This window comes from Stenotrophomonas sp. (assembly GCF_032103445.1).
In the GTDB taxonomy this organism is placed as follows: Bacteria; Pseudomonadota; Gammaproteobacteria; order Xanthomonadales; family Xanthomonadaceae; genus Stenotrophomonas.
In genome coordinates this window covers 1-21,949 of the sequence record NZ_DAMDFR010000075.1, presented here as the reverse complement: position 1 = coordinate 21,949, position 21,949 = coordinate 1, and the positions used below count along the sequence as shown (strand labels likewise).

The window sequence follows — 21,949 nt, the reverse complement described above, 5'->3', positions numbered from 1 at the left end:
GCAATTCGTAGGTACCACGCCATGCGTGGTACACGCGCGCAGCGCGTCACAAGCGCCCGAAGACCGCATCCACCACATTGCGATTCACCGACCGACGTTTAGAGGTGGCCGAAGACGTGTGTCAGGCGTTCATGGCCACGGAACGAAGAGCGGACGGGCATGGCCCGTCCCTCCGCGATCCCGCCGAAGCCCCGCCGGGCGAGCGCCCGGCGAACAGCGCAATCGTCCTGCGCACGTGGCAATTCCTGCAGGTACCACGCCATGCGTGGTACACGCGCGCAGCGCGTCACACGCGTCCGAAGCCCGCACCCACCACATCGCGATTCACCGACCGACGTTTAGAGGTGGCCGAAGACGTGTTTCAGGCGTTCATGACCACGGAACGAAGAGCAGCCACGCAGGGCGTGGCTCTACGGGTTGCATGATTCCCGTAGGTACCACGCCATGCGTGGTACACGCGCGCAGCGCGTCACAAGCGTCCAAAGACCGCATCCACGGCATTGCGAACCACCGACCAACGTTTAGAGTTGGCCGAAGACGTGTTTCAGGCGTTCATGACGCCGGAACGAAGAGCAGCGACGCCGGTCATTTGTCATGCGTTACCGAGCGCGGAGAATCCCACGGCGTTCGTCTGTCGACCGAACCCACCAAAGCAGCCATCAGTGCCCCCCAATGACCCGCATTGGTCCCAGGCATCGGATGACGCCATCCATGGCCGCCATCGAAACGGGGCATCAGTAATAACCCGAAAGATTCAAGAAGAACCCCTTGCTCTCATACCTCAACTCCGTCAGGTCATCACTGAACTCGGTGAAGTTGTATCCCGCCCCCACCTTGAAGTTCTGCCCAATCTGTCGATCGACCCCAACCAGCCAACCTTGCTTGTCCCCACCCTCCCGCACATCCAGCCAGCGGTACTCGGCCAGCCCCTCCCACTGCGCCCACAACCGATAGCGCAGCTGCAAGGCAGAGAAGTTCACCCGACTATCCAGCCAGTCCCCCGTACCCCGCCCGGTCCGGTAATCGCCCCAGCGCGCCGCCAGCTTCCCAGCCACCTCCCAGCGCTCCCCAACCTGCCGCACCGCTTCGAACGACACGATCTGCGACTTCTGGTCATACACATTGCCGCCTTCCTGCCCCAGCGAGGCCACGTCATACAGATACGTGTACTTGCCGAACGCAGCCCAGCGGGTGTTGTCATGCGGCCGCCAGGCAAAGCCCAGGTTGGACTCCACCAGCTTGGCATCGGCCAGCGCATTCCGCTTGTCCTGCGTATCGGCATAGTTCGCACGCAACGCAATCCGCCAGTCCTCATTGACCTTGTACAACAGGCGATTGGTGGTCACCCACTGCTCGCGATCTTCCGCCCCTTGATCACGCCGATACTCCAGCTTGCTGGTCCACTGCGTGTTGGCATCGGTTCGCCCACCACTCACGCTGTAAGCCCGACGATCAACACGCCCGGTAGTCGCATCCAGCTTTCCGTCCATCACCGTGAATCCCAGGTTCCAGCCCTGCGCGGGATAGAAGTCCATGCCGAAGGTGTTCACCAGCCCGGCGGTGTCCTCGCGACGGTCTTTCAGGTATTGGCTTTCATTGAACACATTGACCTGGTTGCTCAGCCGCCAGCGCTGGCCCAAGGTCCAGCCCGACTGCAGGCCGGTGTCGTACAGCGGATCCACCGTGGTGCTGTCGGTGCTGTAGCTGTAGTTGCCGTAGAAGCTGTGCTCCGGGGTCATCCAGTACTCGGCTTCGACCTTGCCGCCGTCGCCACGGCTGCCGCTGCTCACCTCGGCACCGACACTGGAACGGTCACCGAACAGGTAGCGCGTACCCAAGGTAAGAAGGTTGTTGTCCTCGTACGCACCGCCGTCATCGTCCACGGTCAGCTGGCCCACGCCATACAGCTCCCACTTCGCGCCGAAGCGCTGGCGGTAGCTCAACGCGGCCAAGGTGCCATCGACCTCGACCCCGGCGCTCTCTTCGCGCACGCGACGCAGTTCGCCACCCAGCTGGCCGTTGTTGCCCAGCCGCCAGTCCAGGGTCAGCTGTGACTGCTCCACCGCCACGTCACCGCGTTCGGCGCGGCTCTGCCGGCCGTACAGACTGAGGTTGTCGGTGAAGTAGCCGAGGAACTCCGCGCCATATTCTTCCAGCGCCAGCCCGGTGTCGGTACGCGACACCGAGAAACCGGCGTCCACGTCACGCCACCACGCCCCGAAGCTCCAGTCCTGTTTCGTCCAGCCCAGCTCGCGCAGGTTGGCACGCGCCTCCACAGCGCGCGCGTCACCCTTGCGCTGGCCGTCCACCGGATTGCGCTGCACGAAGCTCAAGCCGCCGTTGTCGGAATAGAAGATCGGCGCGGCGGTGGCCTCGGTGCGGGTCTGCTCCAGCTTCAGGTAGGTGCCGCGTCCGGCCTGCAGGGTCAGGTCGGCCCCCATCAGGCTGTAGTCGTCGCCGCTGCGGTTTTCATCCACATAGGTGCCGCCCACGGCCACGTGGTCACCGAACCACTGCTTGCCGCGCAGGCCGGCGCTGACGTCGTCAGTGCTGAAGCCCAGCGGCACGTACTCGTAGTCCACCAGCAGGATCTGGTCGTAGCCGTCCAGCGGGGTGTCACGGGTCAGCGTGCGCACGTTCTCGCGGGTGATCTGCGACAGCGCGCGGGTCAGCAGGATGCGACCCTGGATCTCGTTCACCTCGTAGTCCACGCCGGCCTGCAGGGTGGTGCGCACCTCGGTGCGGCCAGTGGTACGGTCGCGCACTTCCAGCACCACCTGTTCCGATCCGGGCAGCAGATCGGTGTGGCGCAGGTAGTACAGGCTGCCGCCGGTGCCGAGGAATTCGCTGTGGCCCAGTGCCGACTGGGCTTCGGAGCCGAACGCCTTCAGGTAGGAACGCGGGTCACCGAGCGGGGTGGTGGCGCGCGAACGCCAGCTCAGCGCCGCGCCGTACAGCGAACGCACGTACTGGCCGTATTCGGTCCCGGTGAAGCCGGTCGCGAAGTTGCCCCACAGTGCCTGGTTCTGGTCCCAGTCCACGCGCACGTACAGCTGGCCCTGGGTATCCACGTCGCGGTAGGTGGTGGAATCGTCGCCGTACACCGGGTAGTACTGGTCCGGGTCCAGGCGACGGAACACGTCGCGCGCGTCCGCATCAAGGAAGCCGCTGAACAGGTCCTTGAGCTCGCGGTCGTAGGTGTCGGCCTGCGCGGTGATCAGGTATTTGCCGCGCAGCTTGCTCTTCAGATAGAACGCCAGACGTCCTTCGCTGAGGAAGCTGTCATCGCGGTCCTGGTCGGCCACCAGCGGGTCCAGATTGCCGCTGGCGGTGTTCTTGGACATGGTCACGTCGGCCAGCGCCACGAGGAAGCGGTAGCTGCCGGTCACGTCCACGTCCAGCGTGCGGCTCAGCGGCGGCGCATCCAGCGCCTCCACCTGCACGTTGTAACGGTGCTGGCCGATCGGCTCCAGGAACTCGGCCGCGAACTTCTGCTCCAGATCGACCGGGAAGCTCTGGCCGTTGATCAGCACCCGTGCATTCGGAGCCAGCCCACGGCCATAGATGCGCACGCGCGAGCCGTAGATGGGAATGTTCTGCTGGCGCAGCGCATTCTGGCCGTAGATCGCGTTGGTCAGCTGCTGGTCGCGGGCGTCCTCCCCATTGAGCACTTTGCCCAGGGTCTTCTGCACGTTGTCACGCACCTGCTGGGTGCCGCGCTCGTAGTCGGTGGGCAGCACCAGCTGGAAGCGCTGGGCACTGGTTTCATCGAACGAACCGTCCTTGCCGTAAGCACGGGCGATGTACTGCAGGTCATCGCCCTCGCGCAGGTTGAGGTCGGCCGGCAGCTGGCCGTCCCATTCGGTGTTGGCGACGTAGTCCACCGGCATGTCGATGCGGGCCAGCGGCGTGACCAGGTCGGTATCCGAGCCGCGATACAGGGTGATCTCGATCCGCTCGATGAACGAGGCGTAGTTGTTGTAGCCGTGGAAGCGCAGCGGCTTGGTCAGGCGGCCGTTCTCGAACGGGGCCATCGAACCGGTCTGCACGTTGAGTACCGGCGCGGACAAGGCCGGATCTTCCGTGGCCCACACCACCGCGCCATCCGGCAGCTCGGTGACGAACTGACCGCCGGGCGCGGGTACGTTCGCTCCCACTGGCGTGGCCGGAGCCGGCGACGGTGCCGCCATCGGCTCTTCCTGCACCTGCAACAGCAGTTCATTGCCCCGCTTGCAGCCCTCCGCGCCGCACAGCGTGCTGGGTACATCCACCGGCTGCGGCGCGGTGGTCTGCGCCGAGGCCACCGGCAGGCTGAGTGCGAGGACGATGACCAGTGCCGTCATGAAGGGTGTCTTGTTCATGGTCATCTCCTCAGCGCTCGGCGCGGTCGGCGGGGCGGGCCGGTGCGATGGGCTGCACCTGGACCTGCACACGGTCGGCAACGTCGGCCGGGAGGCGTGGCAACAACGCCTGTCGTAGGGCTTCCACCCGCTCCAGTCCCAGCGCCTCCTGGCCGCTGGGCGTCTGCAGCAGCAGGCGGCCGCCACCGCCGGCCTGCAGCAGGCGGGCGGCGTGCGCCAGCACGGCCTCGCTGTCAGCCGACAACCGTGCCGAGCCCGGTTCGAATACACCTGCCCCGATGTTCAAAGTGGGCGGTCGCGCGGTTGCGGGAGCCGCCTCGAAGCGCGCATCCGGCAACTGCACGCCGAAGTCGAAGCGTGCCGGCAGACCTGGGGTAACCCGGCGCAGCAGCGGGTTGCGGGTGGTGAAGCGGGCATCGGCCGGCAGTGTGGTCGGGTCCACCTTGAGGATGAAGTTGCGGCCACGTGCGCCGCCGCCGTCGATACCGACCAGGTGGTAGCGACCGAACGCGTCGGTTTCCATCACCAGGCCTTCCACCGAGGCCACGCGCACGCCCGGAATACCGCGTTCGCCGTCATCCTGCACGCCGTTGCCGTTGCGGTCTTCGAACACGCTGCCGATGATCAGGCTTTCATCCAGCAGCGGATCGCCCACCACTTCCACATCGGCCGAGGCCACGTTGCCGATGGTGGTGTTGACCGCATCCACCGCGGTGACGCGGTTGGTGTGGATGCCCTGGCCCACGCCTGCCCCCACCCGCAGGTAGTACACAAGAGTGGCCTGGCCACCGGCGGGAATGTCGATGCCATCCACGCGCAGGGGGGTACGCGAGGTGACAAAGCCGGCGTTGTCCAGGTCGCGGACCGCGAAGCCTTCCTGCACGAAGGTGAAGCCGGCCGGCAGGGTATCGAGCACCGTCACGCCGAGCGCATCCACTTCCCCCATGTTCTCCACGGTCACCGTGTAACGCATCAGCTCGCCCACCTTCACGGTGCGCTGCGCGGCCTGCTTGCTCAGGCGCAGGAAGGTCTCGCCGGCGACCACGGTGATGCTCACCGTGCCGTCCACGCACACCGGGGTGGGAATGGACATGTCGCAGATGTTGTAGGTGAAGCTGTCCGCGCCGCTGTAGCCGACGAAGGCGGTGTAGATGCAGTTGCCGTCGGTGCATTCCACACGACCGTAGCGCGCAGCGAACAGGATACGGAACGAGCGCCAGTTGATCGGTGCACCGGTGGTGCTGACGTTGTCCACGATGGAGAAGGTGGTCGGCTGGCCGTCCTCTGCGGTGATGACCTCTTCCTCCACTTCCACGTCGTTGGGCAGCACCTGCACGCTGACCGTGGCAATACCGCAGTCGGCCGGCGTGGTCTGGGTGCACACGGTGTAGGCGAAGGTGTCGGTGCCGCTGAACATGTCATTCGGGGTGTAGCGCAGGGTGCCGTCGCCGAGCACTTCCACACTGCCGGAGGTCGGCGCGGTGCTGACCGTGATGACCAGTGCCGAGGGCACCGCCGGCGTACCGCCGACCAGGTCGTTGGCCAGCACCGGAATCACCACAGCGGTGTCCTGCTGGGTGTCGGCGCTGTCGTCGGCCGGCTGCACCGGCGTGCCCACCGGCGGGCTGGCCAGGGTGACGCTCACCGTGCCGATGTCGCACACGCTGGGTTGGGCCACCAGGCAGATCTGGTAGGTGGTGGTATAGGTGGCACCGGCCACGCCGGCGGACACGTCCACGCTGCCGTTCGGCTGGATGGTGATGGCGGTGGTATTGGTCGGGGTCAGCAGCACCGTGGTGGGGTCGAGCGCACTGCCGTTGAAGGTGTCGTTCACCAGCACGTTGAGCACACCGTTGCCGCCGGTGGCCGGTACGTCGGCCACGGTGTCGTCCACCGCATCCAGGGTGCCGCCCACGGCCGTCACGGTGATGTTCAAGGTGGCGGTATCACAGACGCCTGCATACGGTGCCGGCAGGCACAACTGGTAATTGAAGGTGTCGCTGCCTGTGAAACCGGCATTGGGCGTGTAGACGTAGCTGCCATTGGCATTGAGCACCACGGTGCCCTGCGCCGGTGCGGTGACCAGCGAGAACACCGAGCCACCGCTGGCGTTGTCGTTGCCGGCGACGCTGCCGTTCAAGACCTGCCCGGCCGGCGTGGTCGCCACGTCGTTGACCGCATCCGGACGCACCAGCACCAGCGCGCTGGCCTGGGCACAGTTGCCGGGGTTGGTGGTTTCGCAGATCTGGTAGGTCAGCGACAGCGCGCCGGCGGCGGCACTGCCGGCCACCGTGATGATGCCGTTGGGGTCGATGCTGACACCGGCCGGCGGCGCGAGCAGCGACACGGTCACCTGCGAGGCCTGCACCGGCACACCATTGATCAGGTCGTTGGTCAGCACCGACGCGGTGCTGCCACCGGCACCCGGCAGGGTGGGCGTTCCGCTGAAGTTGTCGTTCACCGCCTGCAGCGTGGTCGCACTCACCGTCACGCTGACCGAGGCGGTGTCGCACACGTTGAGGTTCGGAGCCGGCAGGCACACCTGGTAGGTGAAGCTGTCGGTGCCGGTAAAGCCCGGATTGGGCGTGTAGCTGATGGTGTTGTCGCCATTGACGACCGCCGTGCCGTTCAGCGGCGCGCCGCTCACGGTGAACACCGGGTTGAGTGGCAGCGTGTCGTTGGCGGCGACGTTGAGCACGGTGGTGCCGGTACCCGCTCCCACCGTGTCATCGGCAGCGTTCGGACGCACCGCGACCAGCGCAGTCGCCTGCGCACAGTTGGTCGGTACCGCGTTCTCGCAGACCTGGTAGGTCAGCGTCGTCGCCACCGGCGTCAGCCCGGCTGCCACAGTAACCACGCCGTTGGCGGCCATCGTGTAACCCGTGACCGGCGTGACCAGCGACGCCGTCACCGGCGTCGTGCCCGGCACGATGGTCGCGCCATTGAAGCTGTCGTTGAGCAGCACGCTGGTGGTGGTGCCGCCCGAGGCCGGCACGATGGGCGTGCTGCTGAAGTCGTCGTTGAGCGCGCTCAGGCTGGTGGTACCCACGGTCACCGTGACCGTCGCGGTCGAGCACACCCCTGCCCCCGGGGCCGGCAGGCACACCTGGTAGGTGAAGCTGTCAGTACCGGTGAAGCCGGCGGTCGGCGTGTAGCTGATAGTGTTGTCGCCGTTGACGATGGCGCTGCCGTTACCCGGCGCGACCAGCACGGTCAGGGTCGGGTTGGACGGTAGGGTGTCGTTGGCGGTGACGTTGAGCACCGTGGTGGTGCCGGCGGTCGCGGTGAGGGTGTCATTCGCTGCGGCCGGACTGACCGCCACGATCACCGTGGACTGCGCGCAGTTGGTCGGCACAGCGTTCTCGCAGACCTGGTAGGTGAGCGTTGCCGCCGCCGGGGTCGTGCCCGGTGCCACGGTGATCTGGCCGTTGGCGGCGATGCTGTAACCGGGCGGCGGGGTGACCAGGGTGGCGGTGACCGGCGTGGTGCCCGGCGCAATCGGCAGGCCGTTGAAGGTGTCGTTGAGCAGGACGCTGGCGGTGGTGCCACCCGTCACTGGTGCAATCGGGGCAGCGGTGAAGTCGTCGGCGGTCGCCACCAGGGTGGTGGCGGCGACATTCAGCGTGACCGTGGCGCTGTCGCAGACACCGGCACCCGGTGCCGGCAGACACAGCTGGTAGGTGAAGCTGTCCGCACCGGTGTAGCCGGCGGTGGGCGTGTAGTTGATGCTGCCATCGCCATTGACCGTGGCGGTGCCGTTGGTGGGTGCGACCGACACCGTCACCACCGGGTTGAGCGGCGCGGTGTCGTTGGCCAGCACATTGAGCAGCGTGGTGGTGCCGGCGGTGGCCAGCAACGTATCGGCCGCTGCGTCCGGGCTCACCGCGACAATCGCGTTGGCCTGGGCACAGTTGGTCGGCACCGCGGTTTCGCAGACCTGGTAGTTCAGGGTCACGGCCGCAGGCGTAGTTCCCGAAGCCACGGTGATCACACCGGTGGCGGCCATGGTGTAGCCGGTCACCGGGGTCACCAGCGAGGCACTCACTGGCGTGGTACCCGGCACAATCGTGGCCCCGTTGAAGGTGTCGTTGAGCAGCACGCTGGTGGTGCTGCCACCGGCGGCCGGTGCAATCGGCGTACCGGTGAAGTTGTCAGCCACCGCCACGATGCTGGTCGCGCCGACGCTCAGCGTGACCGTGGCGGTATCGCACACGCCCGCGCCCGGTGCCGGCAGGCACAGCTGGTAGGTGAAGCTGTCCGCACCGGTATAACCGGCTGTCGGCGTGTAGCTGATGGTGCCGTTGCCATTGACGGTGGCGGTGCCATTGGCCGGCGCGACCGACACCGTCACCACCGGGTTGAGCGGTGCGGTGTCGTTGGCCAGCACGTTGAGTACCGTGGTGGCACCGGTCGTGGCGGTGAGCGTGTCGGCTGCCGCTTCCGGGCTGACCGCCACGATGGCCGACGCGCCCGCGCAGTTGGTCGGCACGGCGTTTTCGCAGACCTGGTAGTTCAACGTGACCGCGGCCGGCGTGGTGCCGGGAGCCACGGTGATCACACCGGTCGGGCTCATGGTGTAGCCCGTTACGGTGGTCAGCAGCGACGCGGTTACCGGCGTGGTGCCCGGCACGATGGTGGCCCCGTTGAAGGTGTCGTTGAGCAGCACACTGGTGGTGCTGCCACCGGCGGCCGGTGCAATCGGTGCGCCGGTGAAGTCATCGTTGAGCGCGGTCAACGTGGTGGCGCTGACGGTGACGGTCACGGTGGCGCTGTCGCACACCGACGCACCCGGTGCCGGCAGGCACAACTGATAGGTGAAGGTGTCGGTGCCCGTGAACGCACCGGTCGGGGTGTAGCTGATGGTGCCGTCGCCATTCACCACGGCGGTGCCATTGGTCGGAGCGACCGACACGGTCACGGTCGGGTTCAGTGGCGCGGTGTCGTTGGCCAGCACATTGAGCACGCTGGTGGCGCCTGCGGCCGCCGGCAATGCGTCAACCACCGCGTCCGGACTGACCGCAACCACGGCGGTGGCAGCGGCGCAGTTGGTCGGCGATGCGTTCTCGCACACCTGGTAGTTCAGGGTGACGGCGGCGGGCGTGGTGCCTGGGGCCACCGTGATCACACCGGTCGCGGACATGCTGTAGCCGGCTGGCGGCGTCAGCAGCGACGCGGTCACCGCCGTGGTGCCCGGCACGATGGCCGCACCGTTGAAGGTGTCGTTGAGCAGCACGCTGGTGGTGCTGCCACCCGCGGCCGGCGCAATCGGCGTGGCGGTGAAGTCGTCGTTCGCCGCCACCAGCGAGGTGGCGCTGACCGTCAGCGACACGGTCGCGGTATCGCACACCGACGCACCCGGTGCCGGCAGGCAGACCTGGTAGGTGAAGCTGTCCGCGCCGCTGAAACCGGCGGTCGGGGTGTAGCTGATGGTGCCATCGCCATTGACCACGGCCGCACCATTGGTCGGGGCCACCGACACGGTGATGGTCGGGTTGGCGGGCAGCGTGTCGTTGGTGGTGACGTTGAGCACCGTGGTGGTACCGGCCGTGGCCGGCAGCGTGTCGTCCGCCGCCACCGGGCTGACCGCGACCACCGCGCTGGCGGCGGCGCAGTTGGTCGGCACCGCGTTCTCGCAGACCTGGTAGTTCAGTGTCACGGCGGCCGGGGTGGTTCCGGCAGCCACGGTGATCACACCATCTGCGGCCATGCTGTAGCCGGTTTCAGCAGTGAGCAACGTAGCGGTGACGGCCGTGGTGCCGGGCACGATGACCGCGCCGTTGAAGGTGTCATTGAGCAGCACACTGGCGGTAGTGCCGCCACTGGCCGGCGCAATCGGCGTCGCGGTGAAGTCATCATTGGCCGCCGCCAGGGTGGTGGCCGCCACGGTCACGGTCACCGTGGCGGTATCGCAGACCGCAGCGCCGGGAGCCGGCAGGCACACTTGATAGGTAAAGGTATCGGTGCCGGTGAATGCACCGGTCGGGGTATAGCTGATGGTGCCGTCGCCATTCACCACGGCGGTGCCATTGGTCGGAGCGACCGACACGGTCACGGTCGGGTTCAGCGGCGCAGCGTCATTGGCCAGCACGTTGAGCACGGTGGTGGTGCCGGCCGCCGCCGGCAGCGCATCGGCCACCGCTTCCGGGCTTACCGCCACCAACGCGGTCGCACCGGCGCAGTTGGTCGGCACCGCGTTCTCGCACACCTGGTAGTTGAGCGTAACGGCGGCAGGGGTCGTACCCGGGGCGACCGTGATCACGCCGTTGGCGGTCATGCTGTAACCGGTGGGTGGCGTGATCAGCGATGCGGTCACCGCCGTGGTGCCCGGCACGATGGGCGCACCACTGAAGGTGTCGTTGAGCAGCACGCTGGTGGTGCTGCCGCCGGCTGTCGGCGCGATCGGCGTGGCGGTGAAATCATCGTTGGCCGCGACCAGCGAGGTGGCGCTGACGGTAACGGTCACGGTCGCGCTTTCGCACACACTGCCGCCCGGTGCGGGCAGGCACAGCTGGTAGGTGAAGGTATCGGTGCCGGTGAAGGCTCCGGTCGGGGTGTAGCTGATCGAGCCGTCACCGTTGGCCACGGCGGTGCCGTTGGTCGCTGCGCCAGTGATGGTGACCACCGGATTGAGCGGCGCAGTGTCATTGGCCAGCACGTTGAGCACAGTGGTGGTGCCGGCGGTGGCCGGCAGCGCATCAGCCACGGCTTCCGGGCTGACCGCGACCACCGCGGTGGCGGCCGCGCAGTTGGTCGGCACCAGGTTCTCGCAGACCTGGTAGCTGAGCGTGGTGGCGGCCGGCGTGGTGCCCGGTGCCACGGTGATCACGCCCGCCGCCGACATCGTGTAGCCGGTGACCGGGCTGAGCAGCGTTGCGGTCACCGGCGTGGTGCCCGGCACGATCGGATTGCCATTGAAGGTGTCGTTGAGCAGCACGCTGGTGGTGCTGCCGCCCGCGGCCGGGGCAATCGGGGTAGCGAGGTAGCTGTCATTCACCGCCACCAGCGAGGTGGCGCTGACGGTCACCGCCACGGTTGCGGTGTCGCAAACCGTGCTGTGTGGCGCAGGCAGACACAGCTGGTAGGTGAAGGTATCCGGGCCGACAAATGGACCGGTCGGCGTGTAGCTGATGCTGCCATCGGCGTTGACCACGGCAATGCCGTTAACCGGGGCAACACTGATGGTTACGACCGGCGTGGTCGGCGCGACGTCGTTGACCAGCACGTTGAGCACGGTGGTCGCACCGGCGGTGGCGGGCAACGTGTCGTTGACTGCATCCGGGCTCATCACCACCACGGCGGTGGCGGTGGCGCAGTTGCTCGGCAACGCGGTTTCGCAGACCTGGTAGTTCAGCGCGATCGAACCCGGCGGCGTACCGGCAGCGACGCTGATCACACCGTTGGCGGCCATGCTGTAGCCCGACTCCAGAGTGAGCAGTGACGCAGTGACCGGGGTGGTGCCCGGCACGATGGCCGCACCATTGAAGGTGTCGTTGAGCAGCACGCTGGCGGTGCTGCCGCCGCTGGGCGGAATCGGGCTGGCGCTGTAATCGTCATTCACCGCCACCAGTGCGGCGTTGGCCAGGGTCACGGTGACCTGGGCGGTATCGCAGGTGGTGCCATCCGGGGCCGGCAGGCAGACCTGGTAGGTCAGGGTGTCGGTACCGGTCTGCCCGGCGGTCGCGGTGTACTGCAGGCTGCCAGCGGTCGACAGCACGGCGGTGCCCTTGGTCGGCGCGGCGATCACGGTGAAGGTGGAACCGGCCGGCGCGTTGTCATTGCTGGCCAGGTTGAAGGTGCCGGTCTGGGTGCCGGTGACACTGGCGGTATCGTCCTGCGCGTCGGGTGCGATCAGCACCTGCACAGCGGCGGTGTCGCAGTTGGTGGTCGAACCCAGTTCGCACAGGCTGTAGGTCAGTGCGGAGGCACCAGCCGGCGCAAACCCGCTGACCGTGATCACGCCGTCGCTGTCGATACTGAAGCCGGCCGGCGGGCTGACCAGGTTCACGGTGACCTGCAGCGGGCTGGCGGCAGCTCCGTTGAAGGTGTCGTTGCCGAGCACGCTGGGCGTGGTGCCGCCTGCACCGGGTGCGAACACCGGCGCGCGGAAGTTGTCGTCCACCGCGTTGAGCGTGTTGGCGATGACGTTGAAGGTGATCGTGCCGGTGGCGCAGGTCGCGCCGTCCGGGGCCGGCAGACACACCTGGTACTGCGCGGTCTGGGTGCCTGCACCGGCTGGCGTATAGGTGAACGCACCATTGGCCTGCAGAGCCAGGGTACCTGCAGCCGGTGCGCTGACCACGCTGAAGGTGGATCCGGCCGGTGCGTTGTCGTTGATGCTCACATCACCGGCCAGCGGCTGCCCGGCCGGCGTGGTGTAGATGTCATCCGCCGCAACGGGCGCGATCAGCAGCGCCACCTGCGCGGTGTCGCGGTTGGTCGTGGTGCCGGCTTCGCACAGCTCATAGGTGAGGCTGACCGCACCGGCGGCGGCACCGGCCGGCACGTTGATCACGCCCGCGCTGGTGATGGTGTAACCCGGCGGCGGGGTGTTGATCAGGCTGACGGTGACCTGTGCTGCGGTGACCGCGACGCCATTGAACAGATCGTTGCCGAGCACGCTGGGTGTGCTGCCACCGGTCACCGGCGAAATCGCCGGCGCGGTGAACGGGTCGTCGACCGCGTCCACCGTGTTGGCGGCAATCACGAAGGTCGCCGTGGCGGTGGAGCAGACGCCGCTGTTCGGGGCCGGCAGACACACCTGATAGTCGAAGCTGTCGTTGGTGCTGCTGCCGGGATTGGAGGCATAGGTGAAGCTGCCATCGGCGGCAAAGGTCAGCACACCCTGGGTGGGTTGGGTGAGCGCGGTGAACACGACCCCGGTGACGATGTCATCGTTGACGGCCACTGAACCGGTCTCACTTTGCCCGGACTGCAACGGAATGCTGTCGGCCACCGCAGTGGGGCTGATCAGCACCTGCACGCTGGCGATATCGCAGTTGGCAGGCGCAGCCACTTCGCACAGCTGGTAGCTGAGCGTTGCCGCGCCGGGGTCGGTGCCGGGGGCCACGGTGATGACGCCCGTGGTCGCATCCAGGGTGAAGCCGGGCACGGTGCCCTGCAGGGTGGCCGTAATGGCTCCCTGCGTGACCACGGCACCGTTGAGCGTGTCGTTGCCCAGCACGCTGGGCGTGGTGCCTCCGGCAAGACCCGGAACCGGCGTGCCGAACAGATCATCGTTGGCGGCCAGGGTGTTGGCACCCAGGGTCACGGTCACGGTGGCGGTGGCGCACACGCCCGCGTTCGGGGCAGGCAGGCACACCTGGTAGCCGAAGGTATCGGTACCCGCGCTGCCGGCATTGGGCTGGTAGGTGAAGGTGCCGTCGCCATTGACGGTGACGCTGCCTTGGGTCGGCGTGGCACCGGCGGCGGAGAACAGCGAGCCGGCCGGCGTGTTGTCGTTGATGCCGACATTGCCGGAGACCGGCTGGGCGGCACCGGGCGTGCTGACGGCGTCATTCACCGCATTCGGACCTACCACCAGCTGCACCGCAGCGGTGTCGCACAGCGTGGGCGCGGCGGTCAGGCAGATGCGGTAGCCCAGCGTGACCGGGCCGGCCACCGCATTGGCGGGCACGCTGATGGCCCCAGCGGCATCGATGGTGTAGCCGGCCGGTGCGGTGATCAGCGTGGTGGTGATGTTGGCTGGCACCACGGCCACATTGTTGAAGGTGTCGTTGGTCAGCACGCTGGCGGTGGTACCGCCGGTCGGAGCCGGGATCGGTGCCGCGTTGAAGTTGTCATCCACCGCGTCGATGACGTTGGCGGTGAGATTGACGGTGACGATGGCGGTGTCGCACACCGCTGCATTCGGCGCGGGCAGGCACAGCTGATAGCTGAAGGTATCCGTGCCGGTGGCACCCGCGTTGGCGGTGTAGGTGAACGCACCGCTGGCCTGCAGCACGACGCTGCCCTGGGTGGGCGCTGCACCGGTCTGGACGAAGGTGGAACCGGCGAACAGATTGTCGTTGCTGCTGACGTTGCCGTTGACCGCCTGCCCGGCCTGTACCGCCACGCTGTCATCCACCGCATTGGGGCTGACGATAAGTGCCACGTTGGCACTGGCGCAGTTGCTGGGCGAGGCCGCCTCGCAGATCTGGTAGGTCAAGGTGACCGGACCTGCCGCCGCCGTAGCCGGCACCACGATGGTGCCGTTGGCATTGATGTCATAGCCGGACGGTGCGTTGGTCAAGGTCGCCACAACAGCGGCGTCAACAAACGCGGCACCGCCCAGGGTGTCGTTGGCGAACACACGCGGCGTGGTGCCACCTGCGCCCGGCGGGAACGGCGTAGCGCTGTAGTCGTCATTGGTCGCGACAATCGCCGCCGCCTGCACGGTGATGGTCGGTGTGGTGGCGGTGTTGTCGCCCGGGGTCGGGTCGGTGGTGCCCGGCGGCGGGGTGATGGTGGCGGCGTTGGCCGAGATGGTGGCGGGGGTCACGGTGGGCGCGGTGCCGCTCACCAGCACCACCAGCACATCGCCCACGCCGACGTTGACGCCCACATTGAGGCTGCCGGTACCGGAGGCGGTGGCGCACGAGGTCGCGGCCGACACCACCGCGCAGGTCCAGGTAACGCCGGTCAGCTGCGCCGGCACCGAATCGGTCAGCGTCGCGCCCACCGCCCGCGACGGCCCGGTGTTGCGCACCTCGATGCGGTACTGCACCGCACCGCCGGCCGGCACCGGCGCGCCGGCAGCAGGGCTGACGATGGTCTTGATCACGCTCAGCTGCGACGTCGCGGCCAGCGCGTTGCTGTCGCTGGCGGTGTTGTTGCCCGGGGTGGGGTCGGAGATGTCGTTCGGTGCGGTAACGGTGGCGGTATTCACCAGCGGGTTGCGGTAGGCCTGTGCGTGGGCCGTGGCCGTGACCAGCGTCATCAGCAGTGCCCCGGCCAGATGCAGCGCGCGGGCGCGCAGGCGGCTGGCGGAGGTGTGGCAGGAGAAGCGACGGGCGCTGGCGGTTTGCATGCAGAAATCCTCGGAAGCACCGCGCGGCGACCAGAACGGGCGACCTGCGCGTCACGTGTTGCGTCGTTGCTGCCGAAGGCCACCGCGGTGGCCTCCGGGTGGATGTGGCTAGTACGCGGCGGGGTCTGCGCTGAAGCTGACCGGCACGGTGATCGTGGCCTGCCCCCCGTTGATCAGGTTCACCCCCAGGCTGACCCCGGTGCCGCCAGCGGCACCTCCACTGGCCGCGCTGCAGACGCTGCCGGCCGATGCCGTGCAGGTCCATGGCGCGCTCAGCGTGGCCCCGGCAGGCAAGGTGTCGGTGACCTGCGCGGCAGTCACCGGATCCGGCCCGGCATTGCTGACGGTGATGACGTAGCTCGCCGTGCCGCCAGGCGTGTAGCTGCCACTGCCATCACTCTTGGTGATCGACAGATCTGCCTGGCGCGTTCGGTTGGTGATTCGACAGACCACATTGAGAGGTTGTGCGGACAACGCGGGCGCGGTGAAGTTGAAGCTCTGCCCGGTGCCACTGGACAGCACCGTCCCGGCCGCGTCGCGGCAGTCCCAGGTACTGGCGTAGCGGGCCAGTACGGTTGCGGTGCCGGCGGTTTCGGCGAGCGTGTAAACCGTGCCGGGTGTGGTGACCACCGCCGTGGTCGCGCCGTTGTTACCCACATTCGCCACGCTGGCGAGCACCGTCGCGCCCTGCGCGACGCTGAGATTGAACACACCGGTGTCGGTAGTGGGCGCGAGCGTTTTCACCAGCTGCACGGTGGCCGCGCAGCTCTGCGAAATGCTCTCCACGGTGAAGATCGCCTGGCCGATGCGGATGCCCAGCAGGCCAAGAAGGTTGTCGACCACGCCGCCCAGTACGGCGGTGAGCACCGGACCGACCAGCGCATTGGTGACGGTGCGCAGCGGCGGCAGCAAGATGCCGACCACCGCGTTGACGATGGTGTTCACCGGCAGCGGCAGGGTGATCAGGTTGTTGACCAGACGCACCACCGGTGTGCCGCTGGTGATCTGCACATCCAGCTAGTTGATCAACGTGGTGACCATGAGGCTGGCACTGACCGTGCCGGTGCTCAACGTGCGCGTCTGTGGATAGGGCCCGGTGAAGGCTACTGACTGGAACCCCGGTGTTCCGGTGGCCACCGCGCGCAGCGACACGGTCAACGGCACGTCGACGTCGGCCACCTTCAGTGCGCTGGAAAGCAGACTGACCGCCACCGTCACGTTGAGCGTGGTGGCGTTGATCGGGGTGACGCTGGCCGGGGTGAGCACTGCGCTGCGGTTGAAGAACACCGCGTCGCTGATGGTGCCGATGTACAGATTCACCAGGCCCGGGCGTGCCTGCAGGGTGACCGCGTTGCTGGCCAGGTTGACCGCGTTGATGGTGCCTTCGGCACGGGCCACGTCGGCATACACCGACAGATGCAGTACCGAGGCGGTGATGGCAGTGCCGGACAGCGACACCAGTCCGCCCACGTTGAGTCCGTTGACCGCACTGATCAGCGGGGCCACGTTGAGGCCCTGGGCAATGTCGAAGTCGAACTTGATGCGGATGGCAGCGCTGTGGAATGCCGTACCGACCGGTCCGCAGTTGTACACCGGCGGCTCGACCACCTGGGCCCAGACGCGCACGTTGGCCAGCCCACCCAGTCCCAGCGGTGCCAGCTGCGCGGTGGTCAGGGTGATCGGTGTAGGCGTGGTGACCACGTTGCGGAAGTTGTACAGCTGCACGCCGCCGGTGATCAGATCCAGCACGTCCAGATTGACGTTGGCCAGCGAGCCCGGTGGCAGCGAGACCTGCAGCAGATCGGCCAGGCGGATGGTGCCGGTGAGGCCGCCCAGCGACGGCGTGAGCAGATTGAGCGCGTTGGCGGCCGCGGTCTGGCCGTCGGCCTGCAGCACCGATACCAGCGCCGCACGCAGCTGCGACAGGGTGATATTGGCGTTCAGTACCTGACTCGGATCGCTGACCACCACGCCGCCGTTGAGCTGGGTCAGCAGTGCGTTGAGATTCACATCCGCGCCGGCGAGGCTGTTCCAGTCCAGTGCGGTGAGGTTGATATTCGTGCCGGGCAGCAGTGTCGTGAACAGCAGGTTCAACACCGGGCTCTGGGTGGAATCCACCTGCACCAGCCGCGGACCAGCGGAAACACACGCGCCGTTGGCGGTACAGGCGTCCTGCGCATTTACTTTCGGAACCACAGAAAATAGTGCGAATAACGTCACAACTAATGCGATCGCATTAAGTTTGGTGAATCCCCATAACACCCGCTTCACATCTGAAACCTTATCCATCACCCATCCCCTGCGCCGTGGCCGCACCCCTCCTTCACACACCGGATTCACCCGGTGATGAGGAGCAGCAAGCACACTGCTTTTGCGTTCTGGTGTTTATTTCCGGCGATTCATGGCCGGTTTCAGGATTAATTACGTGGACGCGGCAAGGGGTCAAACAACGATTTGTGAAGACGGTAGTTAGTAACGCTGTCGCTCGGGGTGGTTTTGATGGGATACCCATGAGGGGCAAGGGCAGTCAGTCATTCTGTACATGCAGGTAAAAGAATCGCTGCCCGGGAAGTATCGATAACCACCCATCACTTAAGGACAGGGAAAGGGGGATTTCTATGTTGTCGATGTCGGATCGAATTCGCAGCGCGCGGACCGCTGCGGGGTTATCTCAGACGCAATTGGCCCAGGAAACGGGGGTCAAGCGCAGTGCAGTGGCACAGTGGGAGCGGCGCGGCGGCACCCACCCCAGTGTGTCGCATCTGGCCCGGATTGCCGTGGTCACTCACGTGCGGTTTGAGTGGCTGGCGACCGGTCGCGGTTGCGGAAAACCGGAAGGAGAGGAGCTGGAAACGACACAGCCGGCGGCGGATTACGTGCGTAACGACCTGGAGGGCAACATTTTGTCGCTGGTGCGGCGGCTGCCCCCGCGCAAGCGGCAGGTGGCGCACGACATCATCGAGATGCTGGGCGCGTGATGACGGCAAGGGCGTGACGACCAACGGTCGTCACCTACCGCCGTTGGTCGTCAGGCCGGGATATCCAACGCCGCGCGCGGCGGCAGCGACCAGTCGATCGGTGGCTGCCCGCGCTGTTCGAGGTAAGCGTTCGCCATCGAAAAATGCCGGCAGCCCAGGAAACCCCGATGCGCCGACAGCGGCGACGGGTGTGGAGCCTTGAGCACGCGGTGGCGGCGGGTGTCGATCACCTTGCCCTTCTGCTGGGCGTAGCTGCCCCAGAGCAGGAACACCAGGCCGTCGCGTTCGCGGTTGAGGGTTTCCACCACGTGGTCGGTGAAACCCTCCCAGCCGCGCTTCTGGTGCGCCCCGGCCTGCCCTTCCTCGACAGTGAGCACCGCATTGAGCAGCAGCACGCCACGCTGCGCCCACGGCAACAGGCAACCGTGATCCGGTCGCGCAATGCCCAGGTCGCTTTCGATTTCCTTGTACATGTTCAGCAGCGACGGCGGCACCGGCACGCCGGGCATCACCGAGAAGCTCAGGCCATGCGCCTGTCCGCGGCCGTGGTACGGGTCCTGGCCCAGGATCACCACCTTCACCTGATCGAACGGCGTGGCGTCGAAGGCGGCGAAGATCTGCGGGCCGGGCGGAAACACGTGAGCGCCAGCGGCCTTGCGCTCACGCAGGAAGGCCGACAGCTCACGCATCTCCGGGCGCAGCAGCCAATCGCCCACATGCGCCTTCCAGCTGGGCTCCAGCTGGATGGCAGGTACGGCATCACTCATCGCAGCACGGGCTTGTCGTTGAGGCGGGCCAGACGCAGCTGGAACAACACCTTGGTCACCAGCAGGCGCTCTTCGATCGGCTTCTGCACCAGGTCGTTCGCGCCCGACTGCAGCAGCCCGGACTGGTTGTGCGGATTGCCATCGCCGGTCATCACCAGCACCGGCAGGCGGCGCTTGCCGTAGCCGAAGTCCACGCGCACGCGCTCGACCACGTCACGGCCGCTGAGTTCACCCTTCAGGGTGACGTCGGTCAGGACCAGATCGATGCGGGTATTGCTGCGGCCCAGCGATTCAGCGGTGAGCAGGGCGAACGCCTCTTCGGCGGTCATCACGTGCAGCACGTTGAGGCTCTGCCGCTCCAGCATGCGCTTGGTGGCTTCGGCCACCACGCGGCTGTCTTCGATGTAGAGGATGGTGGCACCCGGAATGGTTTCCGGCTGCACGTAGCCCTTGATGAAGGACGCCAGCGCCTCGTGGCCCAGCGCCTTGTCGAAGTAGTCGGTGACGTACTCGGTGAAGCGGCGCTGCTCCAGGTGCTGCTGGGCGTCGCCGGACACCACGATCACCGGCACATACGCCTGCCCCGCAGCCTCGCGCACCATGCGCGCCAGCGCCAGGCCGTCGCCGTCGCTGAGTGTGAGCGAGGTGGTGACCAGGTTGACCGGGCCGGCATCCAGTGCCTGGCGGGCGTCTTCGATGCAGGCGCAGCCCACCACTTCCACCTGCGGCAGCTCACGCTGCAGCACGTCGGCAATGAGCTTGCGGACCAGCTTGGAACCGTCGACCACCATCACCCGGGGGGCGGCATCAACGAGGTGCTTGAGAGCTTGCGGACGCATGCGAACCTCAGGTTTCGGTCGGTCGGGTCTGGCGCAGGAAGTGCCCTGTGACCAGCCACGCGCCCAGCCAGCCCAGCACCACCGTGCCGACCAGGACGAGCGAGGAATGCAGAAGATCCAGCCCATGCAACACGAACGGGCTGCCATAGCTGCTGGAAAGTTCGGCCAGCGGCGGGCGCAGCGCCAAGCCAGCCACGCCGATCAGGGCCAGTGCCAGCGCACCGGCCCCCAGGCCATACCACGCGCCCAGATACAGGAACGGGCGACGGATGAAGCCGTCGCTCGCACCCAGCAGCTGCAGCACGCCGATTTCATCCCGGCGCGACTGGATGTCCAGGCGCACGGTATTGCCAACCACCAGCACCGCGCCCAGCCCGAGCAGGGCCGAGAGCACCTGCACCAGCCGTGAGCCGAAGCCCAGCCAGGCGTCCAGGCGCTTGCGCCAGAGCGCGTCGTGCTGGACCAGGTCGGCCTGCGGCAGGCCCTGCAGCGACTGTGCAAGGCGCGCGTCATCGGTGCCGTTGGCCGGGGTGATGATCAGCAGCGAGGGCAGCGGATTGTCATGCAGGGCATCAATGGCCTCGCCCAGGCCGGCGCTGTCGCGCAGTTCCGCCAGGCCCTCTTCCGGGGTGCGCACGGTGACCGCACTGACGTCGGCACGACCGCGCAGCGTTTCGGCGACCTGGGTCGCACCGGCAGCATCCACGCTGGCCTTCAGGAACAGATTGATGTCGCGCGACTGCTGCACGCTGCCGGCGAACAGCTTCACGTTGTCGAGCGCGATTGAAAGCCCCAGCGGCAACGCCAGGGCCACCGCCATGACCATGATGGTCAGCAGCGTCGCCCACGGCTTGCGCCAGGCGCGACCAAGACTGAACACCACGCTGTGGCCATGATGATGCAGCCACACGCCCAGGCGCGAAGGCGCTGCCGCTTCTTTGTTGGTCGCAGCGCTCATTCGGCCAGATCCTGCGGCGAGATGTCGTCGACCAGACGCCCGTGGTCAAGAATGAGCACGCGCTTGCGCATGCGGCGCAGCAGCGGCAGGTCATGGCTGACCACCAGCACGCTGGTGCCACGCTCGGGCAGTTCGGCAAACAACGCCATGATCTCCGCGGCCAGGGTGGGATCCAGATTACCGGTGGGTTCGTCGGCGACCAGCAGGCGCGGTTCGCCGACGATGGCACGGGCAATGCCCACGCGTTGTTGTTCGCCGGCCGACAGCTGCGAGGGCAGCGCCTTTTCCCGGTGGGCCAGGCCCATGCGTTCCAGCACCGAGCGCACCCGCTTGCCGATCTCGGCGCGACGCGTGCCACGCAGGATCAGCGGCAGGGCGACGTTCTCGCCGATGCTGCGGTCCATCAGCAGGCGGTGGTCCTGGTAGACCGCGCCCACCTCGCGGCGGTGACGCGGGATATCGCCACCGCGCACCTTCAGCAGGTTGCGGTCGGCCAGCAGCACCGCGCCGCGGCTGGGACGTTCGTCCAGATGGATCAGTTTCAGCAGGGTGCTTTTGCCGGCACCGGAGTGACCGGTGACGAACAGCATTTCACCGGGCGCAACTTCGAAGCTGACGTCCACCAGTGCCTGGTGGCCGCCCGCATACTGTTTGCTGACATTGTCGAAACGCAGGACGCTCATCCCCCGATTATGCCGGAGGCGCGTTGCGACGTGGGGACGGGATGACACCCGACCAACGGTCGGGTGCTACCGTTGATCGGCACGCGCGCCGATCAACTACCGGAGAGCATCCGGCGGATCTTGCGGCCGATGCGGGTCAGGAAGCCGCCACCGGCATCGTCAGCCTTGGCCGCACGCATCGGCTTGGCCGCCACCTGCACCGGCGTGACCGGCTGGGCAGCACTCTCAGCACCCTCAACCGGGCGCCCGTGGCGACGACGACGGCGCTTGCGCGGCTTACGCTCGCCGTCGACCGCCCCTTCCGGAGCGCCTTCAGCGCGCGGCGGACGCGGCGGAC

At 67.1% G+C, this 21,949-nt stretch carries 10 protein-coding genes; 1 reads left to right on the top strand and 9 read right to left on the bottom strand.

Annotated features, from left to right (window positions below; translation table 11 throughout):
* Nucleotides 1-734: 734 nt before the first annotated feature.
* The 4 genes from RT551_RS18610 to RT551_RS18595 form a co-directional block, all read right to left on the bottom strand.
* A complete protein-coding gene (locus RT551_RS18610; protein ID WP_313461251.1) occupies nt 735-4,361 on the bottom strand; it encodes a hypothetical protein in 3,627 nt (1,208 codons plus the stop codon).
* 10 nt (nt 4,362-4,371) lie between these two features.
* A complete protein-coding gene (locus tag RT551_RS18605; protein WP_313461249.1) occupies nt 4,372-15,387 on the bottom strand; it encodes an Ig-like domain-containing protein in 11,016 nt (3,671 codons plus the stop codon).
* A 108-nt stretch (nt 15,388-15,495) separates the two neighbouring features.
* Complete coding sequence (locus RT551_RS18600; RefSeq protein WP_313461247.1) at nt 15,496-16,398, bottom strand: hypothetical protein; 903 nt, start codon at nt 16,396-16,398, stop codon at nt 15,496-15,498.
* Between the two features lie 6 nt (nt 16,399-16,404).
* Nucleotides 16,405-17,583, bottom strand: coding sequence for a hypothetical protein (locus RT551_RS18595; protein WP_313461245.1), 1,179 nt, complete (start codon nt 17,581-17,583; stop codon nt 16,405-16,407).
* A gap of 422 nt (nt 17,584-18,005) precedes the next feature.
* Between RT551_RS18595 and RT551_RS18590 the strand changes: the two genes are divergently transcribed.
* Entirely contained in the window at nt 18,006-18,365 is a 360-nt protein-coding gene (locus RT551_RS18590) for a helix-turn-helix transcriptional regulator (protein ID WP_125362141.1), read from the top strand.
* Between the two features lie 50 nt (nt 18,366-18,415).
* Here RT551_RS18590 and ung read toward each other — a convergent pair whose 3' ends face one another.
* The 5 genes from ung to rhlB all read right to left on the bottom strand — a co-directional run.
* Complete coding sequence (ung, locus tag RT551_RS18585; protein ID WP_313461243.1) at nt 18,416-19,132, bottom strand: uracil-DNA glycosylase; 717 nt, start codon at nt 19,130-19,132, stop codon at nt 18,416-18,418.
* Entirely contained in the window at nt 19,129-19,971 is an 843-nt protein-coding gene (locus RT551_RS18580; RefSeq protein ID WP_260341658.1) for a response regulator, read from the bottom strand. The genes ung and RT551_RS18580 overlap by 4 nt, the downstream gene beginning before the upstream one ends.
* 7 nt (nt 19,972-19,978) lie before the next feature.
* Complete coding sequence (gene ftsX, locus RT551_RS18575; RefSeq protein WP_311192809.1) at nt 19,979-20,929, bottom strand: permease-like cell division protein FtsX; 951 nt, start codon at nt 20,927-20,929, stop codon at nt 19,979-19,981.
* Nucleotides 20,926-21,612: a cell division ATP-binding protein FtsE gene (ftsE, locus tag RT551_RS18570; RefSeq protein WP_260341656.1), complete on the bottom strand. Its 687-nt coding sequence runs from the start codon at nt 21,610-21,612 to the stop codon at nt 20,926-20,928. Before ftsE ends, ftsX begins: the two co-directional genes overlap by 4 nt.
* A 92-nt stretch (nt 21,613-21,704) precedes the next feature.
* Nucleotides 21,705-21,949, bottom strand: a 245-nt coding sequence (gene rhlB / locus RT551_RS18565; protein ID WP_313461239.1) for an ATP-dependent RNA helicase RhlB, incomplete at its 5' end; no start/stop codon positions are given.